This window comes from Komagataeibacter rhaeticus (assembly GCF_003207855.1).
Classification (GTDB): domain Bacteria; phylum Pseudomonadota; class Alphaproteobacteria; order Acetobacterales; family Acetobacteraceae; genus Komagataeibacter; species Komagataeibacter rhaeticus.
The window spans coordinates 1-20909 of sequence record NZ_NKTZ01000007.1; the positions used below are offsets into that span (position 1 = coordinate 1).

Consider the following 20909-nt stretch of genomic DNA (forward strand, 5'->3'; position numbering starts at 1 on the left):
CACCCAGTCCAGGCCGCCAATCATCACCCCCTAAAGAGCAACAACCGCGCCGCCAGCATATCCCTTCCAGATACTCTCTCTATTCTCTTGTCAAAGACCCGCCGGAGCAGCAGCGCCGTCCGGTGAAGGGGCTTTTACGGATATTGGCCCACCCTGTCAACGCTACCCCCAAAACACAGGAAAACAACGGAAATCCGCCATAAACCCCACTTAACATTCACAATGCGAACCAAAAAAACGAAGAAAAAAAGATATTTATGTGAAAAAAGGAGGGGCAGGCCCCTCCCTGTCTCCTGTCGCTGGTTTCCCTGCCCTGCTTCGGCCGCAAATGGATGCCGGGATGGCAATCCATCCGGGGCGCGGATCAGGGTCTGCATGCGCTGGGCAGCCTATATGAAATGTCGGCCGCCCCGCATGACCGATATGATATGTTACTCTTGGTTAGTTCATCTCATGAAATCATTCGGGCTAAACTGTTGCGGCTGTCTTCCTTTTAAGGTTTGCGTCAGGTTTATTATCTAAGTGTCACATATCCTGTTCCCCTATCTTGCCCAGCCACATCAGGAATTCCACTCGCTTCCCATCGCGCTGGAAATGGCCCGGCTTGATCCAGACGTCACGATCCATATTGCCAGCCTGACAGCCGAGCGCGATTCCCGCATCCGCAATCTGTCCAGACTCTATCCTGATGCGCGGGTTGTCTTTGATATCCTGAAGATGCCGGACTGGCTCCGCCGACATGTCCAGCGCCATGGCCCGACCCCGCTGGGCAAGATAGCGGTGCTTTTTCTGAACAGAAATTATTTCAACAGATTTCAGGCAATCGTGGTGCCGGAACGTACATCCCTCCTGCTCCGCAAGATGGGCGTACATCATCCCCGGCTGATCTGGACCCGGCATGGCGCGGGCGACAGGGCCATAGGCTTTGCGCATGATGCGGCGAAATTCGATTACATCCTGATGGCAGGCCACAAGGTGGAAGCCCGCCTGCTTGAAAGCGGCGCCCTGCGGCCAGGGCACTATACATCAGGAGTCTACGCCAAATTCGACATGGTGCGCCGCCTGCATGCCAGGAATGCTCCCCTGTTCCCCAACGGGCGGCCGACCATACTCTATAACCCGCATTTCAGCCTGGGCCTGTCGTCATGGCCACGATTTGGCATGGATATCCTGCGGTATTTCGCCCGACAGACAAAATACAATCTGGTGTTCGCCCCCCATTACCGACTGTTCGACACAAACCGTGCCAGAGCCATGAAAATGCTGGCCCCCTTTACCGACCAGCCTCACATGATTATTGATCCGGGCAGCGACAGAAGTGTCGATATGACCTATACCATGGGTTCAGACCTGTATCTGGGCGACGTAAGCAGCCAGGTCAGTGAATTCCTGATAAAACCAAGACCCTGCCTGTTCCTGAACGCCCATCATACCCGGTGGCGGGACGATCCCAATTACCAGAGCTGGACCCTGGGGGACGTGCTGGACAGCGTGGATGACCTGGGCCCTGCCCTTGACAGTGCTTTCCTGTCGCATGCAAATTTCCTTGATCGACAAAAAGAGTATATATGGGAGACCTTCGGGTTTGCGGCGCCACAGGATACGGCAGCCAAGGGCGCGAAATCGATCATTGACTTTTTGAGGGTAATTGGTTGAACACCGCCCATTCGCCGTTTCAAGTTACGTCTGTGGAAGTCACATTACCGGAAATGATAAGCCTCCCGACCCCCTCCGATTCTGGTCTGCCGCGTCGTTACGGCAATTTCCCGACGTTCCCGGCTGCGCTGGATTATGCCGCACAGGGCAAGAGCGGTTTCAACATCTACTCTGGCAAGGGTGTACTGCTTGAGGCACTGCCCTACAGCACCCTGCGCGAGCAGGCGATCGAGACCGGCAGGCGCCTGCTCTCCCTGGGGCTTGAGCCGGGTGAGCGCGTGGCCATCGTGGCCGAAAGCGATGGCGATTTTGCACGCATCTTCTTTGGCTGCCAGTACGCTGGGCTTGTGCCCGCCCCGCTGCCGCTGCCCGTGGCCTTTGGTGGGCGTGAGGGTTATGTCGCCACATTGCGGGGCATGATCGAGGGTGCTGCCGCTTCCGCCGTGGTCATTGCCGAGATCATTGCCGGCTGGACAGATGAAATCACGAATGGCCTTGACCTGAAGTTCTCCGGCACGCCCGCCCGGCTGCTGGAAATGCCCATTACCGTCGAGACCCTGCCAGCCGTCCGGCCAGATGACCTGTCCTACCTGCAGTTCTCATCGGGCAGCACGCGCTTCCCCATGGGCATTGCGGTCACGCAGCGTTCGGGCGTGGCGAATGCCCATGCCATCGCCCTGAACGGGCTGAAGGTACGGGAAACAGGAGACCGCTGTGTTTCCTGGCTGCCGCTTTACCATGACATGGGACTCGTGGGATTCTTCCTGACCCCCATGACCTGTCAGCTCAGCGTGGACATGCTGCCCACGCGTGAGTTCGCGCGCCGCCCCCATGTGTGGCTGGACCTGATCAGCCGCAACCGCGGTACGATTTCATACAGCCCGTCCTTCGGTTACGAGCTGTGCGCCCGACGTGCCACATCGATCGAACTGGATCTCTCGACATGGCGCGTCGCGGGTATCGGCGGGGACATGATCCGCTACCATATCCTGGAAGATTTCGCGCAGCGCTTCGCATCCGCCGGTTTTGACAGCCGGGCGTTCACCGCCAGCTACGGCATGGCGGAAGCAACGCTGGCCATAAGCTTCGCGCCACTGGGGTCGGGCATCCGTACGGATACGATCGACCTGCGTGCCCTTGAGACACGCGGTGAGGCCGTACCATCCAACGACCCGGCACGCGCGCTGCGCACCTTTGTCATCTGCGGTGCGGTCCTGCCCCAGCACGAGCTGGAAGTCCGTGACAGCGAAGGCCGCGTGCTGTCGGACCGCAAGGTCGGCACCGTATTCGTACGCGGGCCCAGCCTCATGCAGGGCTATTTCCGCCGCCCGCAGGAAACCGCGCGCGTGGTGGACGCGGAAGGCTGGCTCAACACCGGTGACCTGGGCTACATGCTGGATGGGCAGGTTGTCGTGACCGGGCGCGCCAAGGACCTGATCATCATCAATGGCCGCAACATCTGGCCGCAGGATCTGGAATGGTCGGCCGAGACGGAAATCAGTACCCTGCGCAGCCGCGACGTGGCTGTATTCTCGGTCGATGAAAATGAAGGCGAAAAGATCGTGGCCCTGGTGCAGTGCCGCGCCTCCTCCCCCGAAGCCCGCGAAACGCTGAAAACCGAGACGGCCAACCTGTTCCGTCGCCAGCATGGGGTGGATGTGTCCATCATCCTGGTACCGCCCCACACCCTGCCCCAGACATCATCGGGCAAGCTGACGCGGGCACGGGCAAAGGCAATGCTGCTGGCGGGCGCTTTCCAGCCACTGGAAGCCTCGTCCGTATCGGTCGTCTGACGTCAGGGGGCGCCATGCCTCCGGTGTCCGCGCAAAGCGGGACTGGTCAAAAACCAGTTTTTCGCCCATAAGACTTCCGATCAGGGGGCGAATACAGTCCCCACCCCCGGTTTATGGATCGTGGGCAGGTCATTCATGCTGTTCCCCTGCCCGTGTGCAGGCTGGACGTGCCATAAGGATGTAGGAATGAGTGAAACGGTAGCGAGCGTCTCCGCGCTGATCGTGAAGACGCTGCTGGCGAACCCAAAGGTTCCCCGTGATATCAATGGCAGCAGCAAGATCGTTGAAGATCTGGCCTTTGATTCACTGGCCGTCATGAATTTTGTCATGGAAATCGAGGATACCCTCGATGTGTCCGTGCCGCTTGACCGGCTGGCTGATATCCGCACCATCGATGATCTGGCGGCCTGCATCGTCTCCCTCAAGCAGGCGTCCTGACGCATCATGTCAATTTTCTCGAAATATGAAGGGCTGGCATCAGCCCTGGCCGCTGTCACCGCCGGCGGTGGCCGCAACCCCTTCAACGTGGTTATCGAAAAACCCATTTCGTCGACGGTCGGGCTGATCGAAGGGCGCGAGACCCTGCTGTTCGGGACCAACAACTATCTGGGTCTCAGCCAGTCACCTGCCGCGATCGACGCTGCGGTAAAGGCCGCCCGGGCATATGGGGTGGGCACCACGGGTTCGCGCATTGCCAACGGCACGCAGGGACTCCACCGCCAGCTGGAGGAACGTCTGTGCGCGTTCTTCAGGCGTCAGCACTGCATGGTGTTCTCCACCGGCTACCAGGCCAATCTGGGTACGATCTCGGCACTGGCGGGCAAGGATGATTACCTGCTGCTGGATGCGGACAGCCATGCCAGCATCTATGATGGCAGCCGCCTTGGCCATGCGCAGGTGATCCGCTTCCGCCACAATGATGCCGATGACCTGCACAAGCGCCTGCGCCGCCTGGATGGCACGCCGGGTGCGAAGCTGGTTGTTGTTGAAGGCATCTATTCCATGATGGGTGACGTGGTGCCCATGGCGGAATTCGCGGCCGTCAAGCGTGAGACCGGCGCATGGCTGCTGGCTGACGAAGCCCATTCCGTGGGCGTGATGGGCGAACATGGCCGGGGCGTGGCGGAAGCCGATGGCGTGGAAGCGGATGTGGACTTTGTTGTCGGCACCTTCTCCAAAAGCCTTGGCACGGTGGGGGGATACTGCGTGTCCAACCATGCGGGACTGGACCTGATCCGCCTGTGCTCGCGCCCCTACATGTTCACCGCGTCCCTTCCGCCGGAAGTGATTGCCGCGACCATGGCCGCGCTGGATGAGCTGGAAAACCGGCCGGAACTGCGGGTCCGCCTTATGGACAACGCCCGCAGGCTGCATGCGGGGCTTCAGGCCGCCGGCCTGCGCACGGGCCCGCAGGCCAGCCCTGTCGTGTCCGTCATTCTGGACGAAGTCCCGACGGCGGTCGCCTTCTGGAACCGGCTGCTTGACCTGGGGGTTTACGTCAATCTCAGCCTGCCACCCGCAACGCCTGACCAGCACCCGCTCCTGCGGACATCGGTCATGGCGACGCATACGCCGGAGCAGATTGACCGGGCAGTGGAAATTTTTGCCACGGTGGCAGGCGAGATGGGGATCAACCGCGCCGCCTGAAAAAACCGGCCTGCCGTAGCTTCCACAACAGATACGGCAGGCAGATCAGTGGGTGCCGTTCGGAAAACGGGCCAAGCGGCAGAACGATGCCGGAATGGCGCTGTATTTTCCATGCGATGTAGCGCGCGCCCCCTTCAAACGTGAAGGCCCCCTTGGCCAGCCTGCCGATGTTCAGCACACGCCCCAGCCGCCCGCGCAGCCACCAGCCTTCGCGCATCCTGCGGCGCAGGCCCGGCGTAAGGCGGGGGGCAAGCACATCCCCGCTGCGTTCAAAGGGCAGGCCGTCGGCCAGCCATATATCCGGCAGCAGGGTCCTGTAACGCTGCTCATGCCCCTCCAGCAGGGTCCGGGGCCTGCGCCCGTTCTCCACCCGCAGCTCCGCGGCATAGGTATGGCTGAACAGGGCCAGCCAGAAATCATCCGCCGTGCCTGACGCAGGCCCCAGCGCCGCCGCCCAGCGTCCCGCCTGCGCCACCGCGCGCACGATGCAGGCCAGGATGGCATCCGCCGCCTCCGGCCCGCGCACCCATACCAGACGTACCGGCTGACAGAAACGCGCCCACACCGTGGTATCCAGCGATGCCCGCCCCGTCATGCGCCGGAACTGCGCTATGGACAGGATGGCAACCTTGGCGCGGATGATGCGCCCGTCCACGGGAATTTCATGATATTCGACATTGGGGGGCAGCAGCCGGTTGGCCTCGCGTGCCAGGGGGCGCGATCCCCAGTCTTCCAGCCGCTCAACGATGACATAAAAGTCCAGGATACCGTCAGGGTCCGATGCACGCAGGATCGAACCGTAAAAGATCACGCCCAGGGGCTGCGCCCCGCCGACAAGCTGCGCCACGAACGCCGTAACAGACGGAGCAACCGGCTGGACCAGTTCACCGGCCAGCAGGTGCGCGATCCGGCCAGCGGCAGCCAGGCGGCCTGTCGGTGCGGGCTGGGGCATGGTCATCGCTCCTTCAGGCATGGATGAAATCTATGGGGGCGGTGGCGGACAGGATGATGCGCCCGGCCGCACCGGGGGAAAAGACCTCTCCGTCCAGCACGAAGTCGGAATGCAGCAGCATTTCGATCCGGTCCTCGCAGCCGCTGCTGTAATCGGGGCTATGGCGCAGCCATGCGGGCTGCCGTCCACGCAGCAGCGCCCATGCCGCAGCCGCCAGCCGGACCGGATGGCCTGCCACATGCAGGAAATTGATGGCATCGTCACGCATGCCGCGCCCCGTCCAGAACGGCCATATGCGATAGGGCAGCCGCTGGAGGGTGGTGGACAGGAACAGGAAGCAGTTGCCATCCAGCCGTGCCGTCTGCCCGGGCAGGACCGTCATGGGGTCCCCCTGCATCCATTCCTGCCGGGAACGGCGCGTGAGCAGGCGCGCAACGGATGACAGGAAGGAGACGATCACCGCCATCTCATGGGAATAGTTGTTCAGGATTGCGGGCTGGTGGGCCAGTTCTATGCCGCGCGTGAAGGCCGCCGCCCCGTGAAACATGCCCACGACCGGGGGCCGGCCATCGCTATCGGGCCATTGCACCACCAGCCCGCAGCGCCTGCGCACGTTGCGCCGCAGCCGGTCGGACAGGGCAAGCTGCTGCAGCCGTTCCAGTGCCGGGGTGCCACGCAGGCCAAAGCCCACATCCCCCGCAATCAGGTTGGTATTGCCCGAAGGCAGGACGGCAATGGCCGGCAGGCGGTCAGGGGCGTAATGGCGATGCACGGCGCTCAGCACATCGCTTACCGTTCCGTCCCCGCCATCTATGACAATACAGTCCATGGCGCATGCGGCCAGTTCGGCAACATGGGCATCCAGACGGGAACGATCAGCCGGATCGATGAAACTGCTTCCCAGCAGTGCCCGGGCCGTCTGGGCATAGGTACTCGTGTCGCCCATATTCCGCCGGCTGCGCGGGTTGTAAACAAGCGCAAAACGTCCGGTCACTGATTATCCCATCCCTGTCTGAAATTTGACTTACAGGCCATAAGCAACCATCTGCCTTCTATTGCAAGGCACGAAAAGATGGTGTCCCCCCTGTGGTGGTCTGGCACAACACGGACCCGTGCCCGGCCCGGCGGGCATGATGCAAGGAAAGAGGCGAGCTTGAACCCGATCACCATCGCACATCTGTCAGACCCCCATCTGCCAACGGAAATGGCGCCGCCCCGCCTTGCAGACCGCCTTAACAAACGCATATTCAGCCATATTTCATGGCGGCGGCATCGCCGTTTCATCCATCGCCCCGAAATCCTGGCGCGGGTCATGGCCGATATGGCCGCCACGCCTGTCGACATGATTGCCGTAACCGGGGACCTGACCAACATGGGCCTGCCGGGGGAATGCCGCAACGCCCTGCGCTGGCTGGAACGCATGCCCGCCCCCTGCACAGTCATACCCGGCAATCATGACACCCTTGTGCATGCCGACTGGCAGCAAACCGTGGGCCTGTGGCAGCCGTGGATGGGGGCGCTGCCCTTTCCCTTCGTGCGGCGGGTCGGGTCAGTTGCGCTGATCGGGGTCAGTTCGGCCGTGCCGACGCCGTGGTTCAGGGCGACCGGCACCCTGGGGGTGCGGCAGGCGGCACGGCTGCGCACCCTGCTGCACGAGACCGGGCGGCAGGGGCTGTGCCGCATCGTCATGATCCATCACCCGCCGGTCGCCGGGCTGGCCGTTGCCCGCAAGGCCCTCCGCGACCCGGATAATTTCGCTGCCTGTATTGCGCACGAAGGGGCGGAGATGGTACTGCATGGCCATATTCATACCTCAAGCATATCGTCCCTCCCCGGACCTCAGGGGGCCGTGCCGGTTCTGGGGATTGCCTCGGCTTCCGCCCGCTCGGCGGATCCCCTGCGCGCGGCAGGGTGGAATCGCATCACGGTCCACAGGGGAGACACGGGTTACGCACTGGGTGTCACACGGCGCTGCTTCCCCGACGGGGGGCAGGCTGTTACCAGCCAGGAAACTGTCTTCACGCCCCTTTCGCCTTCCCGTTCCTTTCCGGGTATAAGCATATCTTCATGAACCGCATGTCGTTCCATTCCCGGATATTGGAGAAGCTGGCGCCAACCACCATGGACCGGTATCTGCTGCGCCAGGTCGTGCCACCGTTCTCGATCGCGCTGGGCGTTGTCATGGCGGCGCTGCTTCTGGAACGCCTTCTGGTACTGTTCAACCTGCTGGCTGCCAATGGCAGCTCGATGAAAACCTTCTTCGCGCTGCTGAGCGACCTGATCCCGCATTATCTGGGCCTGGCCCTGCCCGCCGCGATGTGCGTCAGCGTGTTTTCCGTCATCCGGCGGATGAGCGCCAATCATGAAATCGATGCGCTGATGGCAAGCGGGGTTTCGATTTTCCGCATCTGCCAGCCCTTTGTACTGACAGGGGCGATATTCGGCTTCCTGGCTTTCTCGCTTTACGGCTTCATACAGCCCTATGCGCGCTATGATTACCGTTCGGCCTTCTACTTCGCCAGCCATGCGGGCTGGACGCCGCACCTGCAATCCAAGATGTTCGCCCTGTCGGATGATATCGTCCTGACAGCGGAAAACGTCGACCATGCCGGCTCGCGGATGTGGAATGTCTTCATCCGTGACGGGACGGACAAGGCGCATGTCCGCTTTATTTCCGCGCAGAAGGGCTATCTCTTCAATCCGGCGGATGGGTCGAACATACGCCTTGACCTGGTTGATGGCACCGTCATCACCGACAGCCAGGACAAGCCACCCACCATCACCAGCTTCAGCCGGACCACGCGCATGATCTCGACCAAGGGCAAGCTGGATACCGAAGCCTACCGCAAGCGGGGTGAGACCGAACGCGAACTGACCGTGCCGGAACTGTATTACGGCATAAGATACGGCAACCCCACCATCAGCCATTCGTACATGATCGCGGAGCTGAATTTCCGTCTGGCCCGCACGGCGGCCATTCCCTTCATTCCCATCCTGGCCTGTGCCCTGGCGGGTGTACGCAAACGGCAGAAGAACAATCCGGGCCTGGCCATTGCCGCCATCACGCTGGTCGGCTTCGACCATACGCTGCAGATGGGCATGAGCTTCGTCGCCAACATGCATATGTCACCGCTGCTGGTGATCTGGCTGCCCACCCTGGTTTTCAGCCTGATCTGCGTGGGCGTGCTGATCCGTCAGGCAGGCGGCCTGCGCATCCTGCTTGAACAGGGGCCAGCCCTGCCCCCCCGGCAGCTTTCCGCCGATGGCCTGCCGCGCCGCATGATGGAACACCAGGCATGAAGCACCGGCTGCGCCTGGCCAGCGGTACGGTCCTGCTGGGCTACCTGTCACGCGAGATGATGGGCAAGGTATTCGCCACCGCCGTCATCGTGGTCTCGCTCATGGAAATCCTGTCCCTGCTGGAACAGGTGACGGAGATCATGCACCGTCATCTGGGCCTGACGGGGGTGCTGTATTACGCGGTCATGCGGCTGCCGCTGCTGTTCTGCAATGCCATGCCGATCGCCGTGCTGATCGGCGCCCTGCTGGCGCTGGTGCAGATGACCACGTCAAACGAGATCGCGATCATGCGGGCGGCGGGCCTGTCCACACCGGGGCTGATCAAGCTGTTCCTGCCCACAACCATCGCGCTAGGCATATTGTGCGGGCTTGTGAATGACCAGGTCACCCCGCGTACCGAACAGGCCCTGGCCCAGTGGTGGAATGTCACCACGCCCGGCGCCATTGCCGAGGCGCACAACTACTGGGTCCGTTCGGGCAATGACCTGATCAGCATCCATTTCCTGGGCAGTGGCGCCAGTGTCCTCGGGGACGTGACGGTCTACCACCGCGACCGCCAGAGCCTGCTGCAGAAGGTGACCACGCTGGACACGGCGCGCTATGTGCATGGCCACTGGTATGGCACGCCCACACGCGTGCTCAGCGTCATCAGTCCCACCCGCATCGACCTGCTGGATGTGCCGCCCGGACAGAGCATCCGGCTTGACTGGCCCGATACGCTGACCCCGGGCTACATCACCCAGCTGACCATAAGTTTCACCCAGTCCATCAGCACGATGCTGGACGAGGAGGCCGGCCGGCTGCCTTCCAGCCAGTCCCCTTCGTTCTTCCTGACGGAAATACTGGGACGCATCATGTTACCCTTAACCTTCACGGTAATGCTGTTACTGGCGGTGCCGGTGGTCTATATCCCCCCGCGGGCTGGCATCCGCAGCTGGCTGCCGGTATGGTGCCTGGGCGCCGGCCTGCTGTTTGTCGTATTCCAGGGGCTGCTGCGCGCGCTGGGAAATGCGGGAACGCTGCCCTCGCTTATGGCGATATTCGTCGGGATTCTTATTTTCATCCTTGGCGTCATCACCGTGCTACTGAGGATTGAAGAGCGATGATTACCAAGACACTGAAAAACAGTTCAATCCGCACGGGCCGGAGCTTCGACCTGGGCAAGATGAACCTGTCACAGCTCTGGATTGCCTACCTCACCTATCCCACCATCCTGCTCTATTTTGCCCTGGTTGCGTGCAGCTTTACCGTCATGGCGTATACCTGGACCACCCTCGCGCCGGTTGCGGTCAGCATCGGGGCGGTCATGCTGGTCTACCCGCTGGTCTGGTACGCCATCCACCGCTTCATCCTGCACGGGCGCTTCCTCTATCGCATGAAATGGAGCGCATCGCTGTGGAAACGCATCCATTTCGACCATCATCAGGACCCGCACCTGCTGGATGTGCTGTTCGGCTCGCCGCTCAACACCATTCCCACCATCGCCATCGTGACCATTCCCATCGGCTATGCCATTGGTGGCATGCCCGCGGCGGCGGCGGCCTTTGGCGCCGGGCTGACCATTACCTGCATCTATGAATTCTTTCACTGCATCCAGCACCTCAACTACAAGCCACGCATGAGCTGGATCCAGCGCATGAAGCAGCGCCACGTCCTGCATCACTTCCACAACGAGAACGGCAATTACGGCATCACCAGCTTCGTGGCCGACCGTCTGTTCCGCAGCTATTACCGTGACGCACGCGGCTGCCCGCGCAGCCCCACGGTGTTCAACCTTGGCTACGACGTCAAGGAAGCCCAGCAGTACCCCTGGGTGATGGAAGAGACCGGCGCCCCCCCGCGTGACCGGCCCGATGGCGCCAACCCCACACGCAACGCGGCATGAGCATGGGGCTTAATGTCCTTATCCTTGCCGGAAGCCGGGCCGGACGGGTTGACCCGATGGCACAGGCTGCCGGCCTTTCGCACAAGGCGCTGCTGCCGGTCTGCGGCACCCCCATGATCAGCCGGGTCGTCACCGCACTGAAATCGGTCGAGACAATTGGCCGGATCGCCATCTGTATCGAACAGCCGGACGTGCTGGATGGCGTCGTGCCCGATGACGTGACCTTCATCCCGCCCGCCGCCGGACCCAGCGCCAGCGTCATGAACGCGCTTGACACGCTGGGCACGCCGCTTCTGGTCACCACGGCGGACCATGCCCTGCTCCAGCCGGGCTGGGTGCGCAGCTTCGTGCAGGCGGCACAGGAAAGCGGGTGTGACGTCGCCGCCGCAATCGCCATGGAACAGTCGATCCTGCGCGATGTGCCAGGCACGAAACGTACCATGATCCGGCTGGCCGATGGCGCGTTTTCGGGCTGCAACATGTTCCTGTTCCGCACGCCTGCCGCGGCCGGGGTGATCCGGCTGTGGCAGAAGCTGGAGGCGGATCGCAAGCATCCATTGAAAATGGCGCGCATTCTGGGGCCGGGCATCCTGCTGCGCTTCGTATTCCGGTGCCTGACACGCGCGGATGTCTGCCGCCGCATCGGCCGGCTTTCCCACGCGCGCGTGGCCCTGATCCCGCTGGCTGATGGCCGGGCCGCGGTGGATGTGGACAAGCCGGCCGATCTGGAACTGGTCACCCATCTGCTTTCCACGGCATCCGCCACCTGAACCGGCCCGGCATTACCCGATGTCAGGCCCCCTGCCTGCCCCCCATATCCAGACGGCGATACGCATGGGCGCAAGCCAGATGTGCAGGCTGCATGGCTGGGCGGTCCTGCATGAATTCGGCCTGCCTGACCGCAGGCGCGCCGATATCATGGCCCTGACGCCGCAGGGCCATCTGGTATGTATCGAAATCAAGTCGGGCCTGCCCGATTTCCGGGCCGACCATAAATGGCCCGATTACCTGCCGTGGTGTGACCAGCTCTATTTCGCGGTCAACCAGGATTTTCCCCACACGGTCCTGCCCGACACCGCCGGCCTGATCGTTGCCGCCACCGGCAGGGGCGCCGATGACAGGCCGACCTGCGTGGATTGCGCACTCATCCGCCCCGCGCCCCATACCCCACTGGCCCCGGCACGCAGGCGCAGCCTGACCCTGCGGTTTGCCATGCAGGCCGCCGAACGGCTGGGCCGGACAGAGATGCCGCAACTGGACCAGACACTCAGAACGGCATTACGTGTGGAATAGCATTTCCATCCCATGAAAGGTGACCCGATGACCCAAGCCATCCTGACCCGCTTTGAAGCCGCGCGCTCCGTCGTGCGTGATGCCGCCGCCCTGGCGATGAAGATGCGACCCGCCCCCGGCGGCCCGCAGGGCACCCAGAAAAGCGCGCAGGACTGGCTGACGGAAGCCGATGGCGCGGTCGAGGCGTTCATATCGGAGCGAATCGGCACGCTGTTCCCCGAAGACGGATTTCAGGGCGAGGAAGAAGGACGCACCCGCACCGGTGCCCTGCGCTGGGTGGTGGACCCCATTGATGGTACGTCAAACTATGCCCGAGGCCGCAACCGCTGGTGTGTCTCGCTCGGCCTGATGGAGGGCGATACCCCGGTTGCCGGTATTATCGAGGCCCCGGCCCTGGGCGAGACCTATACGGCGGTGCGGGGCCATGGCGCCTTCCTCAACGGCCAGCGCATCATGGCCTCCCCCGTGACGGATACGGCGTCCTCCCTGATCGAGATGGGGTGGAGCAACCGCGTGCCGCCCGGCGTGTTCCAGCAGAAGATTGATGCGATCCTGAACCTTGGCGCCATGCCGCGCTCGGGCGGTTCGGGGGCCATCGCGCTGGCCGAGGTCGCCTGCGGGCGACAGGATGGCTATCTGGAAATCCGCATCAACCTGTGGGACGTGGCGGCCGCCCTCGTGCTGCTGGAAGAAGCGGGGGCCTGCGTTTCCCCCTTCCTGCGCGATGGTGGCCTGACCGATGGCATCAGCATCCTTGCCGCTGCTCCCGGCATTGCCGATGCGTTTTCCCGCGCTGTCGGGGTTTCCCTTAAATAACGGCAATATATGGCGGCGGGCCGCCTGGCGGGCTTGCCTTGCGGGCCATGATTCGGCCATGAAAACAGACCACTCCATGGCACGGGCCGTTTTGGTGGATCTGCCGTTACGAATCGGAAGGGGAGCACGGTTTTGCGCACATCTCATTTCATCAGGACATCACTTGCCACCCTAACCCTGATGATGCCGCTCCACGGTGCCCTTGCGGCCAGCATGGAGGAAGAACAGAGCCTGGTCGACCGTGCCACCCTGACCGTGCGGGACATGTTTTCCACCGCCACGGCGAACAGCAAGGTCACCCGCTATCTGGCGCAGTCGCGCGGCGTGATTGTCTGCCCCTCTGTCTTTCGCATGTCCATTGCCTTTGGCGGCGGCGGCGGCGGCTGTGTGTTCCTGACACGTGATGCCCATGGCTCATGGTCGGACCCGGCGTTCTACCGCATGTCCTCGGCCAATTTCGGGCTACAGCTTGGCATGCAGGATGTGGAGGTCATGCTGTTCGTCATGACGGACCAGGGCGTGCAGTCCCTGCTGGACAGCCAGTTCAAGCTGAGTGCGGATGTCGGCACATCCTTTGCCTCATCCGGCTCGGGGCTGGAAAGCGGCACGGCGGGTGAGCACAACACCAGCATCAAGGGCGTGCAGAAATCCAAGGGACTGTTTGCCGGTGCCGCGCTGGGTGGGTCCAAGATGCGGGTGAATAGTGCCGCCAATCACGCCTATTACAACCAGATCGTGGGGCCGGAAGATATCGTGGTGTCCATGCGGGTCAACAATTCCGGTGCGGACCCGCTGCGCTCGGCCCTGACCGAAGTGCTGACCACGGCCCAGAGCCGCCCGGACAAGAACGGGCAGGCCACCGGCACGACAGCGGCCCCGGTGGCGCAGGAGCCTACGGCCGTGGCGCCGTCCGGCTCGGTCAGCAGCCAGAGCCTGCCGCCCCAGTAACATCAGGCAGGGCGCGGCATGGCCCCTATTTTTCCCCGGCTACGGGCTGCTGCCCCCGCCTTGTCGCGCGGAAGACCGAGACATTGCGGTTATGATCACCCAGCGTGGTTGCAAAGTCATGACCGCCATGGCCATTCGCCACAAAATAGAGCTGATCCCCCGATGCGGGATGGGCCGCCGCCTCCAGTGCCGCCACGCCGGGCGAGCAGATCGGGCCGGGCGGCAGGCCGGTTATGACATATGTATTATAGGCCGTGGGCTGAAGCAGGTCGGCACGGGTCAGGGCATGGCCCAGTGGCCCGACACCTTTGTTTAGGCCATACACCACGGTCGGGTCGGATTGCAGGCGCATGCCCTGATGCAGGCGGTTGAGAAAGACACGCGCCACCATCGGCCGCTCATCCGCGCTGCCCGTCTCGCGTTCGATCATGGACGCCAGCACCAGCAGGTCATGGCGGTCCATGATGGCGGGATCGGCCACCCGTCCTTCCCATGCACGATCCAGCGCGCGGCCCATGGCATGCTGCATGCGCGCCAGCATCTGCGCGCGCGGCATGCCCCATTCGTAATCATAGGTCAGCGGCATGACCGACCCTTCATCGGGGAAGGGAAAGCTGCCGTCCATATAGGGCGCCTGTTCCAGCAGGGCCGCGATCTGGATGGCGGACAGCCCTTCGGGGATGGTCAGCCTGTGTATGACCGGCCTGCCATGGCGCAGGACCTGCAGCACCTGATGGATGGAAGCATGGGCGGGAAAAACCAGTTCCGCCGCATGGAAGGCCCCGTCCACCCGTGTCAGGGCGGTTGCGATCTCAAAGACTTTCCGCGTGGTCCAGTCACGTTCCAGCACGCCCGTATCCTGCAGTGTGACCAGCACCTGCGCCACTCCGCCATGCGGAATCACCACCGTATGCTGGTCGGCCAGCGGGCCGGGGGCATCATAGTGCCGCACCCCCAGGAACGCGATGCCGAGACCTGACAGGACAAGCAGCAGAAAGGCCCCTGCCAGTACCGCCAGAATCCTGCGCACGCCATCCCCTTGTTCGTCTTGCCAAAAATGGAAAGGGCGCCCGCAGGCGCCCCGGTCTCATACGCCGCGCAGGATCACGCTGGCATTGGTCCCGCCAAAGCCGAAGCTGTTGGACAGGATCGTATCGATCTTGCGTTCCTGCGCCGTATGGGCCACCCGGTCGATCACGCTCTCCCGCGACGGGTTGTCCAGATTGAGCGTGGGCGGCGCCACGTTATCGCGGATGGCCAGAATGGAATAGATCGCTTCCACAGCGCCTGCCGCCCCCAGCAGATGGCCCGTGGCCGATTTGGTGGAGGACATGGCCAGCCTGCGCGCATCATCGCCAAACAGGCGTTCGACGGCTTCCAGCTCCAGGTCATCGGCCATGGTCGAGGTACCATGCGCGTTGACGTACTGGATATCCGCCGTGGTCAGGCCCGCGCTGCGCACGGCGTTCTGCATGGCGCGGAAAGCCCCTTCATGCCCGGGGGCAGGTGCGGTGATGTGATGCGCATCACCCGACATGCCGTAGCCAATCACCTCGGCATAGATCTTGGCGCCACGGGCCTTGGCGTGCTCGTATTCTTCCAGCACGACGATACCGGCACCCTCACCCATTACGAAACCGTCGCGGTCGCGGTCCCACGGGCGGGATGCCTTCTCCGGCGTGTCATTGAAATGGGTGGACAGCGCCTTGGCCGAGCAGAACCCCGCGATGCCCAGCGGACACACGGCGGCTTCCGCCCCGCCAGCCACCATGACATCGGCATCACCCAGCATGATCATGCGGGCGGCGTCACCTATGGCATGCACGCCGGTGGCGCAGGCCGTAACCACCGAATGGTTCGGCCCCTTGAATCCGTATTTGATCGAGACATGGCCCGAGACCAGGTTGATCAGGGCGGACGGGATGAAGAAAGGCGAAAGCCTGCGCGCCCGTCCTTCCTTTACCGTCACCGATGCCTCGTAGATGGTCTGGAGTCCGCCGATACCGGCACCGATCATGACGCCGGTGCGGCAGCGGTCTTCCTCGGACTCCGGCTTCCAGCCGGAATCCTCGACCGCCTCGGTCGCGGCCACAAGACCAAGATGGATGAAGCGATCCATCTTTTTCTGGTCCTTGACCGGTATCCAGTCCGAAAGGGTCAGGCCGCCACTTTCCGTCGGCCCCGCGGGGACTTCGCCCGCAACCTGTGCCGGCAGGTCGGATGCGTCGAACGAGGAAATGCGGCCAAAGCCGTTTTCCCCGGCCAAAAGGCGTGACCAGTTACGCTCCACACCCAGTCCGAGAGGGCTGACAATGCCCATACCGGTCACGACAACGCGCCGCTGTCCAGACGTCAATCCGGTAGACTGCATCAACCCGTCCTGCTCCTGAAAGTAACGATACCTGACTGAATTCGTAAAAACATGATCGGAAAAAGGGACCGATCAGGCAGCTTTCTGCTTCTCGATGTAGTCGATCGCGTCCTTCACGGTCGTGATCTTTTCAGCCGCGTCCTCGGGGATCTCGACACTGAACGCTTCCTCGAAAGCCATGACCAGCTCAACCGTGTCGAGGCTGTCCGCACCCAGATCGTCGATGAACGAGGCATCGGGGGTAACCTTGCTTTCGTCCACACCAAGGTGCTCGACTACGATCTTCTTAACCTTATCAGCGATTTCGCTCATCTGTCTCTGCTTCCTGTCTGCCCCTGAATGAAACGGGCGGTTCGAAACGTGTTCGTCCTGTACGTCCCTGCAAACCGGCGTTGCGTACCGGCCCGCTTCGGACGAAGCTGCGGGCGATTAGCACGGTTTTGATGTGATCGCCAAGGCGGCGATTGCATTTCCTGTCCGCGCGCCCTGCAATCAGGGACAGCCGGGGCCTGATGGCCCCTTCTTTTTCTGTCACCTGCAAGTCTGCTGTCGGGCAGAATATCACATCTGTCAGGGCATCGCCATGCCACCATTGACATGAATTGTCGCCCCCGTGATCCAGCCCGCCTCGTCCGATGCAAGGTAGACCACGGCGGGTGCGATATCCTGCGGCTGGCCCATGCGGCCCAGCGGGATGGCGCCCACCAGCTTTTCCTTCTGCGCATCAGGCAGGACATCGGTCATGGCGGTCTGGACAAAGCCCGGCGCCACGGTGTTTACGGTAACACCCCGGCTGCCCGCTTCCTGCGCCAGCGACTTGCCCATGCCGATCATGCCGGCCTTAGCGGCGGCATAATTGGCCTGTCCGGCATTGCCCGTCACCCCCACCACGGAAGCGATGTTGACGATCCGCCCCGCCCTGCGGCGCAGCATGCCCTTCAGGGCGGCGCGGCACAGGCGGAAGGGGGCGGCAAGGTCCACGTCCAGCACGCGGCTCCAGTCCTCGTCCTTCATGCGAATCGCAAGCGTGTCGCGCGTCAGGCCAGCATTGTTGACCAGAATGGCCAGTGGCGCCCCCGCCTTTTCCTCGGCCGCCGCCACCAGGGCTTCGGCCGCCGCCGGATCGGACAGGTCGGCCGCACAGACATGCACCCGTTCAGCTCCGCCCTGCGCGCCAATTTCGGCCGCCACGTCCTCCAGCACGCCCTGACGGGTGCCCGACAGCACGACACCCGCCCCCTGCGCATGCAGCGCACGGGCGATCTCGCGCCCGATTCCCCCCGATGCGCCGGTTACCAGTGCTATTTTTCCATCCAGCCTGAACATGACCTGTCCGTTTCCTTCGGTATCCATCAATGAAACATGCCCCGTGACGCGGGCATGGGCTTTTTCAGCGTGCGGCCAGATAGGCCTCGATATCGGCAGGCGTGCCGACCGAGCGGGTCGCCACGTCGCCGTTGATGCGGCGCACCAGCCCCGCCAGGACCTTGCCCGAACCGATCTCGACAAAGCTGTCGATCCCCATGCCCACCATGGCGTCAACGCTTTCGCGCCAGCGTACCGTGCCGGTGACCTGGCGGACCAGCAGGTCACGGATCCTGGCCGGGTCCGTGACCTTGGCCGCCGTGACATTCGCCACCAGCGGCACAGCCGGGGCTACGATGTCCGTATCGGCAAGGGCCGCGCGCATCGCGTCCGCCGCGGGTGCCATCATGGAGCAGTGGAAGGGGGCCGAGACCGGCAGCTTGAGCGCCCGCTTGACGCACTGCGCCCTGGCCAGGGCAATCACGCGGTCAATCGCCGCCATCTGGCCCGCCACGACCACCTGGCCACCGCCATTGTCGTTGGCGACCTCCAGCACCTCCGTGTGGGTTTTGCCGGCTTCGTCAGTAAAGGTCGCGGCTTCGGCGCACAGGCTGGCGGCACGGTCCATGTCCATGTCCGCGCCGATCAGGGCCGCCATGCCACCCTCGCCGGGGGGAACGGCTGCCTGCATCGCATTGCCGCGCAGGCGCAGCAGGCGGGCGGTCCGGGCAATGCCCAGCGCCCCGGCCGCGGCCAGGGCGGAATATTCGCCCAGCGAATGCCCCGCCACCAGGGCCACATCGCGCTTCAGGTCCAGCCCGCCTTCGCGTTCCAGCACCCGCAGCACGGCCAGCGAGACGGCCATCAGCGCCGGCTGGGCATTGTCGGTGCGGGTCAGCTCCTCCATCGGCCCTTCGAACATGAGCGTGGAGAGATGCTGCTCCAGTGCATCATCGACTTCCTGAAACACCTCGCGCGCGGGGGCAAAGGCTTCGGCCAGATCGCGACCCATTCCAACTGACTGGCTTCCCTGACCGGGGAAAACAAAGGCTTGCACAGGCATGACTTCCATCCACACTCATGTTGTTTTTCGTGTCCCCCGCGTGATGCGGGCTTGGGCGGACGGTGTCAATCACCATCACGCCCGGCCCGCAGCCGCCACAGGACAAGCAGCAGCACATCCCACGGCAGGGCCGCCCCTTCCCGCAGGCGCCAGAACCAGCGCCTGCCCCACCGGCGCGCGGCGGGCACCGGGGGCGGCGGCACGCGCCGTACCCGCCAGCCCATCATCCGCATGAGTACAAGGCAGCGTGGCAGATGATAGGCACTGCTGGCCACCGCCACCGGCCCCGCATGCCCGGTCGCCCGCAAAAGCCGCGTGCAGGCGATGACGGAGGCCAGCGTGTCCGGCGCCGTATCTTCCACCAGCACGCTGCCCGGCGCGGCACCGGCATCAAGAAGCAGGCGGGCCATCACGCTGGCCTCCGTCAGGCCCGATGGCCATGAAGGGCCGCCAGTGGGCATGTACACGACCGGGCCGTGCTGGCGACCAAAGGCGTGGGCGGCTTCCACCCTGCACCGCAATGTGCGGGCCGCCGTGCCATCGGGCCGCAGTTTCGCGCCGAATATGACAACCGGCAGCACGCCGCCCCCCTGCCGCACGCCTGTCAGCGCGGCGCGCGCAGCAGCACCCGGTTAAGCGATTCCAGCGTGGTGAACATCTGTTCCCACACCCGGGCGAACCGGCTGGCGGATACGCCACGCGTTTCCATGATCGCGGCGATGTCGCCCACCGTGCGTTCCCCATCGATCAGCGGCAGGATGCCGCGCGCCTGCGGCGGCAGCGCAACGGCGACCTGCAGGGTGCCAAAGGCGAAGGGCAGCCGGTCATCCGGCCCCATCATGCGGGCCAGTTCAAGGCCGGGGATCTCGCGCATGACCGGCACGGCACCGGGCGCCAGCGCATCCGCGCGCTTCACGGGTTCACACGCACGGCGGACATAGGCGACGTGCGTCGCCATGTTCCCCGCCACATCCTCGGCCACGGCCTGACGCGCCCGTTCGGGCAGGCCGGCAATGCGTTCACGCAGGCGCGGGTCGGGCAGCAGCAGGGCGGGATCGTAGCGGGCGGGTTCCATCAGGCAGGCCGCCGCCAGCCCCGCGCGGTCCAGCAGCGCGTGGAAGGCGGTGATGTCATACGCCCGGTCACGCGGGTTGAGCAGCAGGTCATACAGCCCGGCATCCCCCCCGCTCAGATGGTCGCCAAAATTGACGTTCTGCCGCAACCATGCGGTAGCGGGCAGGTGGCGCATGACCCGGCGCGCAACGTCCAGCCTGCGCGCGGGGGCGTCATCCACCGGGGCCAGACGTTCCAGCGCGTCCTGCAGCATGTACACGCCGGTGCGCCCGTAAGGGGCATAGACCATGAGGCCCATCCCCCCACCGGGCGCCAGCACGCCTTCCAGCGCCGCCAGCCCGGCATCGGGGTCCGGCAGGTGATGCAGCACGCCGCAGCAGTCGATATAGTCGAACGGCCCCGGCGCCACCGTGGCAAGGCTGGACAGGTCACCGCGCACGAAGCGCATGTTGCCCAGCCCACGTATTTCCGCCCGGCCGCGCGCGATCTCCAGCGCCCTGGGTGAGCGGTCAAGGCAGAGCACCTCCCCCCCGCGCCCCGCACGCGCCATGTGGGTGGCCAGCATGATCGCACCATCGCCCGTGCCACAGCCCGCCACAAGCACCCGCAACGGGGTGGATTGCGGACGCATGGCGCCAAAAACCCAGTAATCGATTTCCCGCAGGTGACTGGGGCTGCCAATCAGCAGCCTGTCCTTTTCCTCCCGCGGGTCACGGGCGGGATAGGGATACTGCTCGTACTGGGCCTGCAGCCCCGCATCCCGCGCATCATGGGCGGGGGACCCGTCACCTTCATGCATGGTCATG

Annotated in this window: 22 protein-coding genes; 13 read left to right on the forward strand and 9 right to left on the reverse strand. The window is 63.7% G+C overall.

Going from position 1 to position 20909, the window contains the following annotated elements; translation table 11 throughout:
- The 5 genes from CFR78_RS16430 to spt all read left to right on the forward strand — a co-directional run.
- A partial coding sequence (locus tag CFR78_RS16430; RefSeq protein ID WP_220032402.1) for a hypothetical protein occupies positions 1-203 on the forward strand: 203 nt, incomplete at its 5' end.
- 319 nt (positions 204-522) lie between these two features.
- Positions 523-1656, forward strand: a complete 1134-nt coding sequence (locus CFR78_RS08825) for a hypothetical protein (RefSeq protein WP_034932502.1) — start codon at positions 523-525, stop codon at positions 1654-1656.
- 53 nt (positions 1657-1709) lie between these two features.
- Positions 1710-3449 (forward strand): fatty acyl-AMP ligase, encoded by a 1740-nt coding sequence (locus CFR78_RS08830; RefSeq protein ID WP_181417515.1) that lies wholly within the window; start codon positions 1710-1712, stop codon positions 3447-3449.
- 186 nt (positions 3450-3635) lie between these two features.
- Positions 3636-3887 (forward strand): acyl carrier protein, encoded by a 252-nt coding sequence (locus CFR78_RS08835; protein ID WP_007400085.1) that lies wholly within the window; start codon positions 3636-3638, stop codon positions 3885-3887.
- 6 nt (positions 3888-3893) lie between these two features.
- On the forward strand, positions 3894-5096 hold the full coding sequence (gene spt / locus CFR78_RS08840; RefSeq protein WP_007400084.1) for a serine palmitoyltransferase: 1203 nt from the start codon (positions 3894-3896) through the stop codon (positions 5094-5096).
- Here the strand turns inward: spt and CFR78_RS08845 are convergent.
- Positions 5080-6054 (reverse strand): protein-tyrosine phosphatase family protein, encoded by a 975-nt coding sequence (locus CFR78_RS08845; protein ID WP_007400083.1) that lies wholly within the window; start codon positions 6052-6054, stop codon positions 5080-5082. The two genes, spt and CFR78_RS08845, sit on opposite strands and share 17 nt — an antisense overlap.
- Before the next feature lie 7 nt (positions 6055-6061).
- Positions 6062-7042, reverse strand: coding sequence for a diacylglycerol/lipid kinase family protein (locus CFR78_RS08850; RefSeq protein WP_007400082.1), 981 nt, complete (start codon positions 7040-7042; stop codon positions 6062-6064).
- 159 nt (positions 7043-7201) lie between these two features.
- Here CFR78_RS08850 and CFR78_RS08855 point away from each other — a divergent pair, with 159 nt between their 5' ends.
- From CFR78_RS08855 to CFR78_RS08890, 8 genes are all read left to right on the forward strand, one after another.
- Positions 7202-8119: a metallophosphoesterase family protein gene (locus tag CFR78_RS08855; protein WP_034932498.1), complete on the forward strand. Its 918-nt coding sequence runs from the start codon at positions 7202-7204 to the stop codon at positions 8117-8119.
- A gap of 50 nt (positions 8120-8169) precedes the next feature.
- A complete protein-coding gene (locus CFR78_RS08860) occupies positions 8170-9348 on the forward strand; it encodes an LptF/LptG family permease (RefSeq protein ID WP_050800799.1) in 1179 nt (392 codons plus the stop codon).
- Positions 9345-10454 carry an LptF/LptG family permease gene (locus tag CFR78_RS08865; RefSeq protein WP_034932497.1) on the forward strand — a complete coding sequence of 370 codons (1110 nt, stop codon included), beginning with the start codon at positions 9345-9347 and terminating at the stop codon, positions 10452-10454. The genes CFR78_RS08860 and CFR78_RS08865 overlap by 4 nt, the downstream gene beginning before the upstream one ends.
- The gene (locus tag CFR78_RS08870; protein ID WP_007400078.1) at positions 10451-11233 is read left to right on the forward strand and encodes a sterol desaturase family protein; all 783 of its coding nucleotides are present in this window, start codon (positions 10451-10453) and stop codon (positions 11231-11233) included. Before CFR78_RS08865 ends, CFR78_RS08870 begins: the two co-directional genes overlap by 4 nt.
- A 2-nt stretch (positions 11234-11235) precedes the next feature.
- Positions 11236-12003, forward strand: a complete 768-nt coding sequence (locus CFR78_RS08875) for a nucleotidyltransferase family protein (protein WP_084149775.1) — start codon at positions 11236-11238, stop codon at positions 12001-12003.
- Positions 12004-12022: 19 nt separating this feature from the next.
- The gene (locus CFR78_RS08880; RefSeq protein WP_034932492.1) at positions 12023-12526 is read left to right on the forward strand and encodes an MmcB family DNA repair protein; all 504 of its coding nucleotides are present in this window, start codon (positions 12023-12025) and stop codon (positions 12524-12526) included.
- Positions 12527-12553: 27 nt separating this feature from the next.
- Positions 12554-13342 (forward strand): inositol monophosphatase family protein, encoded by a 789-nt coding sequence (locus CFR78_RS08885; protein ID WP_034932490.1) that lies wholly within the window; start codon positions 12554-12556, stop codon positions 13340-13342.
- 180 nt (positions 13343-13522) lie between these two features.
- Positions 13523-14290, forward strand: coding sequence for a lipid-binding SYLF domain-containing protein (locus CFR78_RS08890; protein ID WP_051672152.1), 768 nt, complete (start codon positions 13523-13525; stop codon positions 14288-14290).
- Positions 14291-14315: 25 nt separating this feature from the next.
- On the opposite strand, the gene mltG is transcribed toward CFR78_RS08890, so the two are convergent.
- The 7 genes from mltG to CFR78_RS08925 form a co-directional block, all read right to left on the reverse strand.
- Positions 14316-15320 (reverse strand): endolytic transglycosylase MltG, encoded by a 1005-nt coding sequence (gene mltG, locus CFR78_RS08895; RefSeq protein ID WP_034932486.1) that lies wholly within the window; start codon positions 15318-15320, stop codon positions 14316-14318.
- Positions 15321-15377: 57 nt separating this feature from the next.
- On the reverse strand, positions 15378-16661 hold the full coding sequence (gene fabF, locus CFR78_RS08900; protein WP_084149773.1) for a beta-ketoacyl-ACP synthase II: 1284 nt from the start codon (positions 16659-16661) through the stop codon (positions 15378-15380).
- Between the two features lie 72 nt (positions 16662-16733).
- The gene (locus CFR78_RS08905) at positions 16734-16973 is read right to left on the reverse strand and encodes an acyl carrier protein (protein WP_003618476.1); all 240 of its coding nucleotides are present in this window, start codon (positions 16971-16973) and stop codon (positions 16734-16736) included.
- Positions 16974-17231: 258 nt separating this feature from the next.
- Entirely contained in the window at positions 17232-17987 is a 756-nt protein-coding gene (gene fabG / locus CFR78_RS08910) for a 3-oxoacyl-[acyl-carrier-protein] reductase (protein ID WP_034932522.1), read from the reverse strand.
- Between the two features lie 64 nt (positions 17988-18051).
- Entirely contained in the window at positions 18052-19038 is a 987-nt protein-coding gene (fabD, locus tag CFR78_RS08915; RefSeq protein ID WP_181417516.1) for an ACP S-malonyltransferase, read from the reverse strand.
- Positions 19039-19094: 56 nt separating this feature from the next.
- A complete protein-coding gene (locus CFR78_RS08920) occupies positions 19095-19610 on the reverse strand; it encodes a YdcF family protein (protein ID WP_034932521.1) in 516 nt (171 codons plus the stop codon).
- A gap of 23 nt (positions 19611-19633) precedes the next feature.
- Positions 19634-20908 carry a class I SAM-dependent methyltransferase gene (locus CFR78_RS08925; protein ID WP_034932480.1) on the reverse strand — a complete coding sequence of 425 codons (1275 nt, stop codon included), beginning with the start codon at positions 20906-20908 and terminating at the stop codon, positions 19634-19636.
- Position 20909: the final 1 nt, after the last annotated feature.

What these genes read in the sequence shown, in the direction of transcription:
- CFR78_RS08830 (WP_181417515.1), top strand. Translation starts at nt 1,710, where the DNA reads ATGATAAGCCTCCCGACCCCCTCCGATTCTGGTCTGCCGCGTCGTTAC.
- CFR78_RS08835 (WP_007400085.1), top strand. Translation starts at nt 3,636, where the DNA reads ATGAGTGAAACGGTAGCGAGCGTCTCCGCGCTGATCGTGAAGACGCTG.
- spt (WP_007400084.1), top strand. Translation starts at nt 3,894, where the DNA reads ATGTCAATTTTCTCGAAATATGAAGGGCTGGCATCAGCCCTGGCCGCT.
- CFR78_RS08845 (WP_007400083.1), bottom strand. Translation starts at nt 6,054, where the DNA reads ATGACCATGCCCCAGCCCGCACCGACAGGCCGCCTGGCTGCCGCTGGC.
- CFR78_RS08860 (WP_050800799.1), top strand. Translation starts at nt 8,170, where the DNA reads ATGGACCGGTATCTGCTGCGCCAGGTCGTGCCACCGTTCTCGATCGCG.
- CFR78_RS08865 (WP_034932497.1), top strand. Translation starts at nt 9,345, where the DNA reads ATGAAGCACCGGCTGCGCCTGGCCAGCGGTACGGTCCTGCTGGGCTAC.
- CFR78_RS08870 (WP_007400078.1), top strand. Translation starts at nt 10,451, where the DNA reads ATGATTACCAAGACACTGAAAAACAGTTCAATCCGCACGGGCCGGAGC.
- CFR78_RS08875 (WP_084149775.1), top strand. Translation starts at nt 11,236, where the DNA reads ATGGGGCTTAATGTCCTTATCCTTGCCGGAAGCCGGGCCGGACGGGTT.
- CFR78_RS08880 (WP_034932492.1), top strand. Translation starts at nt 12,023, where the DNA reads ATGTCAGGCCCCCTGCCTGCCCCCCATATCCAGACGGCGATACGCATG.
- CFR78_RS08885 (WP_034932490.1), top strand. Translation starts at nt 12,554, where the DNA reads ATGACCCAAGCCATCCTGACCCGCTTTGAAGCCGCGCGCTCCGTCGTG.
- CFR78_RS08890 (WP_051672152.1), top strand. Translation starts at nt 13,523, where the DNA reads ATGATGCCGCTCCACGGTGCCCTTGCGGCCAGCATGGAGGAAGAACAG.
- fabF (WP_084149773.1), bottom strand. Translation starts at nt 16,661, where the DNA reads ATGCAGTCTACCGGATTGACGTCTGGACAGCGGCGCGTTGTCGTGACC.
- CFR78_RS08905 (WP_003618476.1), bottom strand. Translation starts at nt 16,973, where the DNA reads ATGAGCGAAATCGCTGATAAGGTTAAGAAGATCGTAGTCGAGCACCTT.
- fabG (WP_034932522.1), bottom strand. Translation starts at nt 17,987, where the DNA reads ATGTTCAGGCTGGATGGAAAAATAGCACTGGTAACCGGCGCATCGGGG.
- fabD (WP_181417516.1), bottom strand. Translation starts at nt 19,038, where the DNA reads ATGGAAGTCATGCCTGTGCAAGCCTTTGTTTTCCCCGGTCAGGGAAGC.
- CFR78_RS08925 (WP_034932480.1), bottom strand. Translation starts at nt 20,908, where the DNA reads ATGACCATGCATGAAGGTGACGGGTCCCCCGCCCATGATGCGCGGGAT.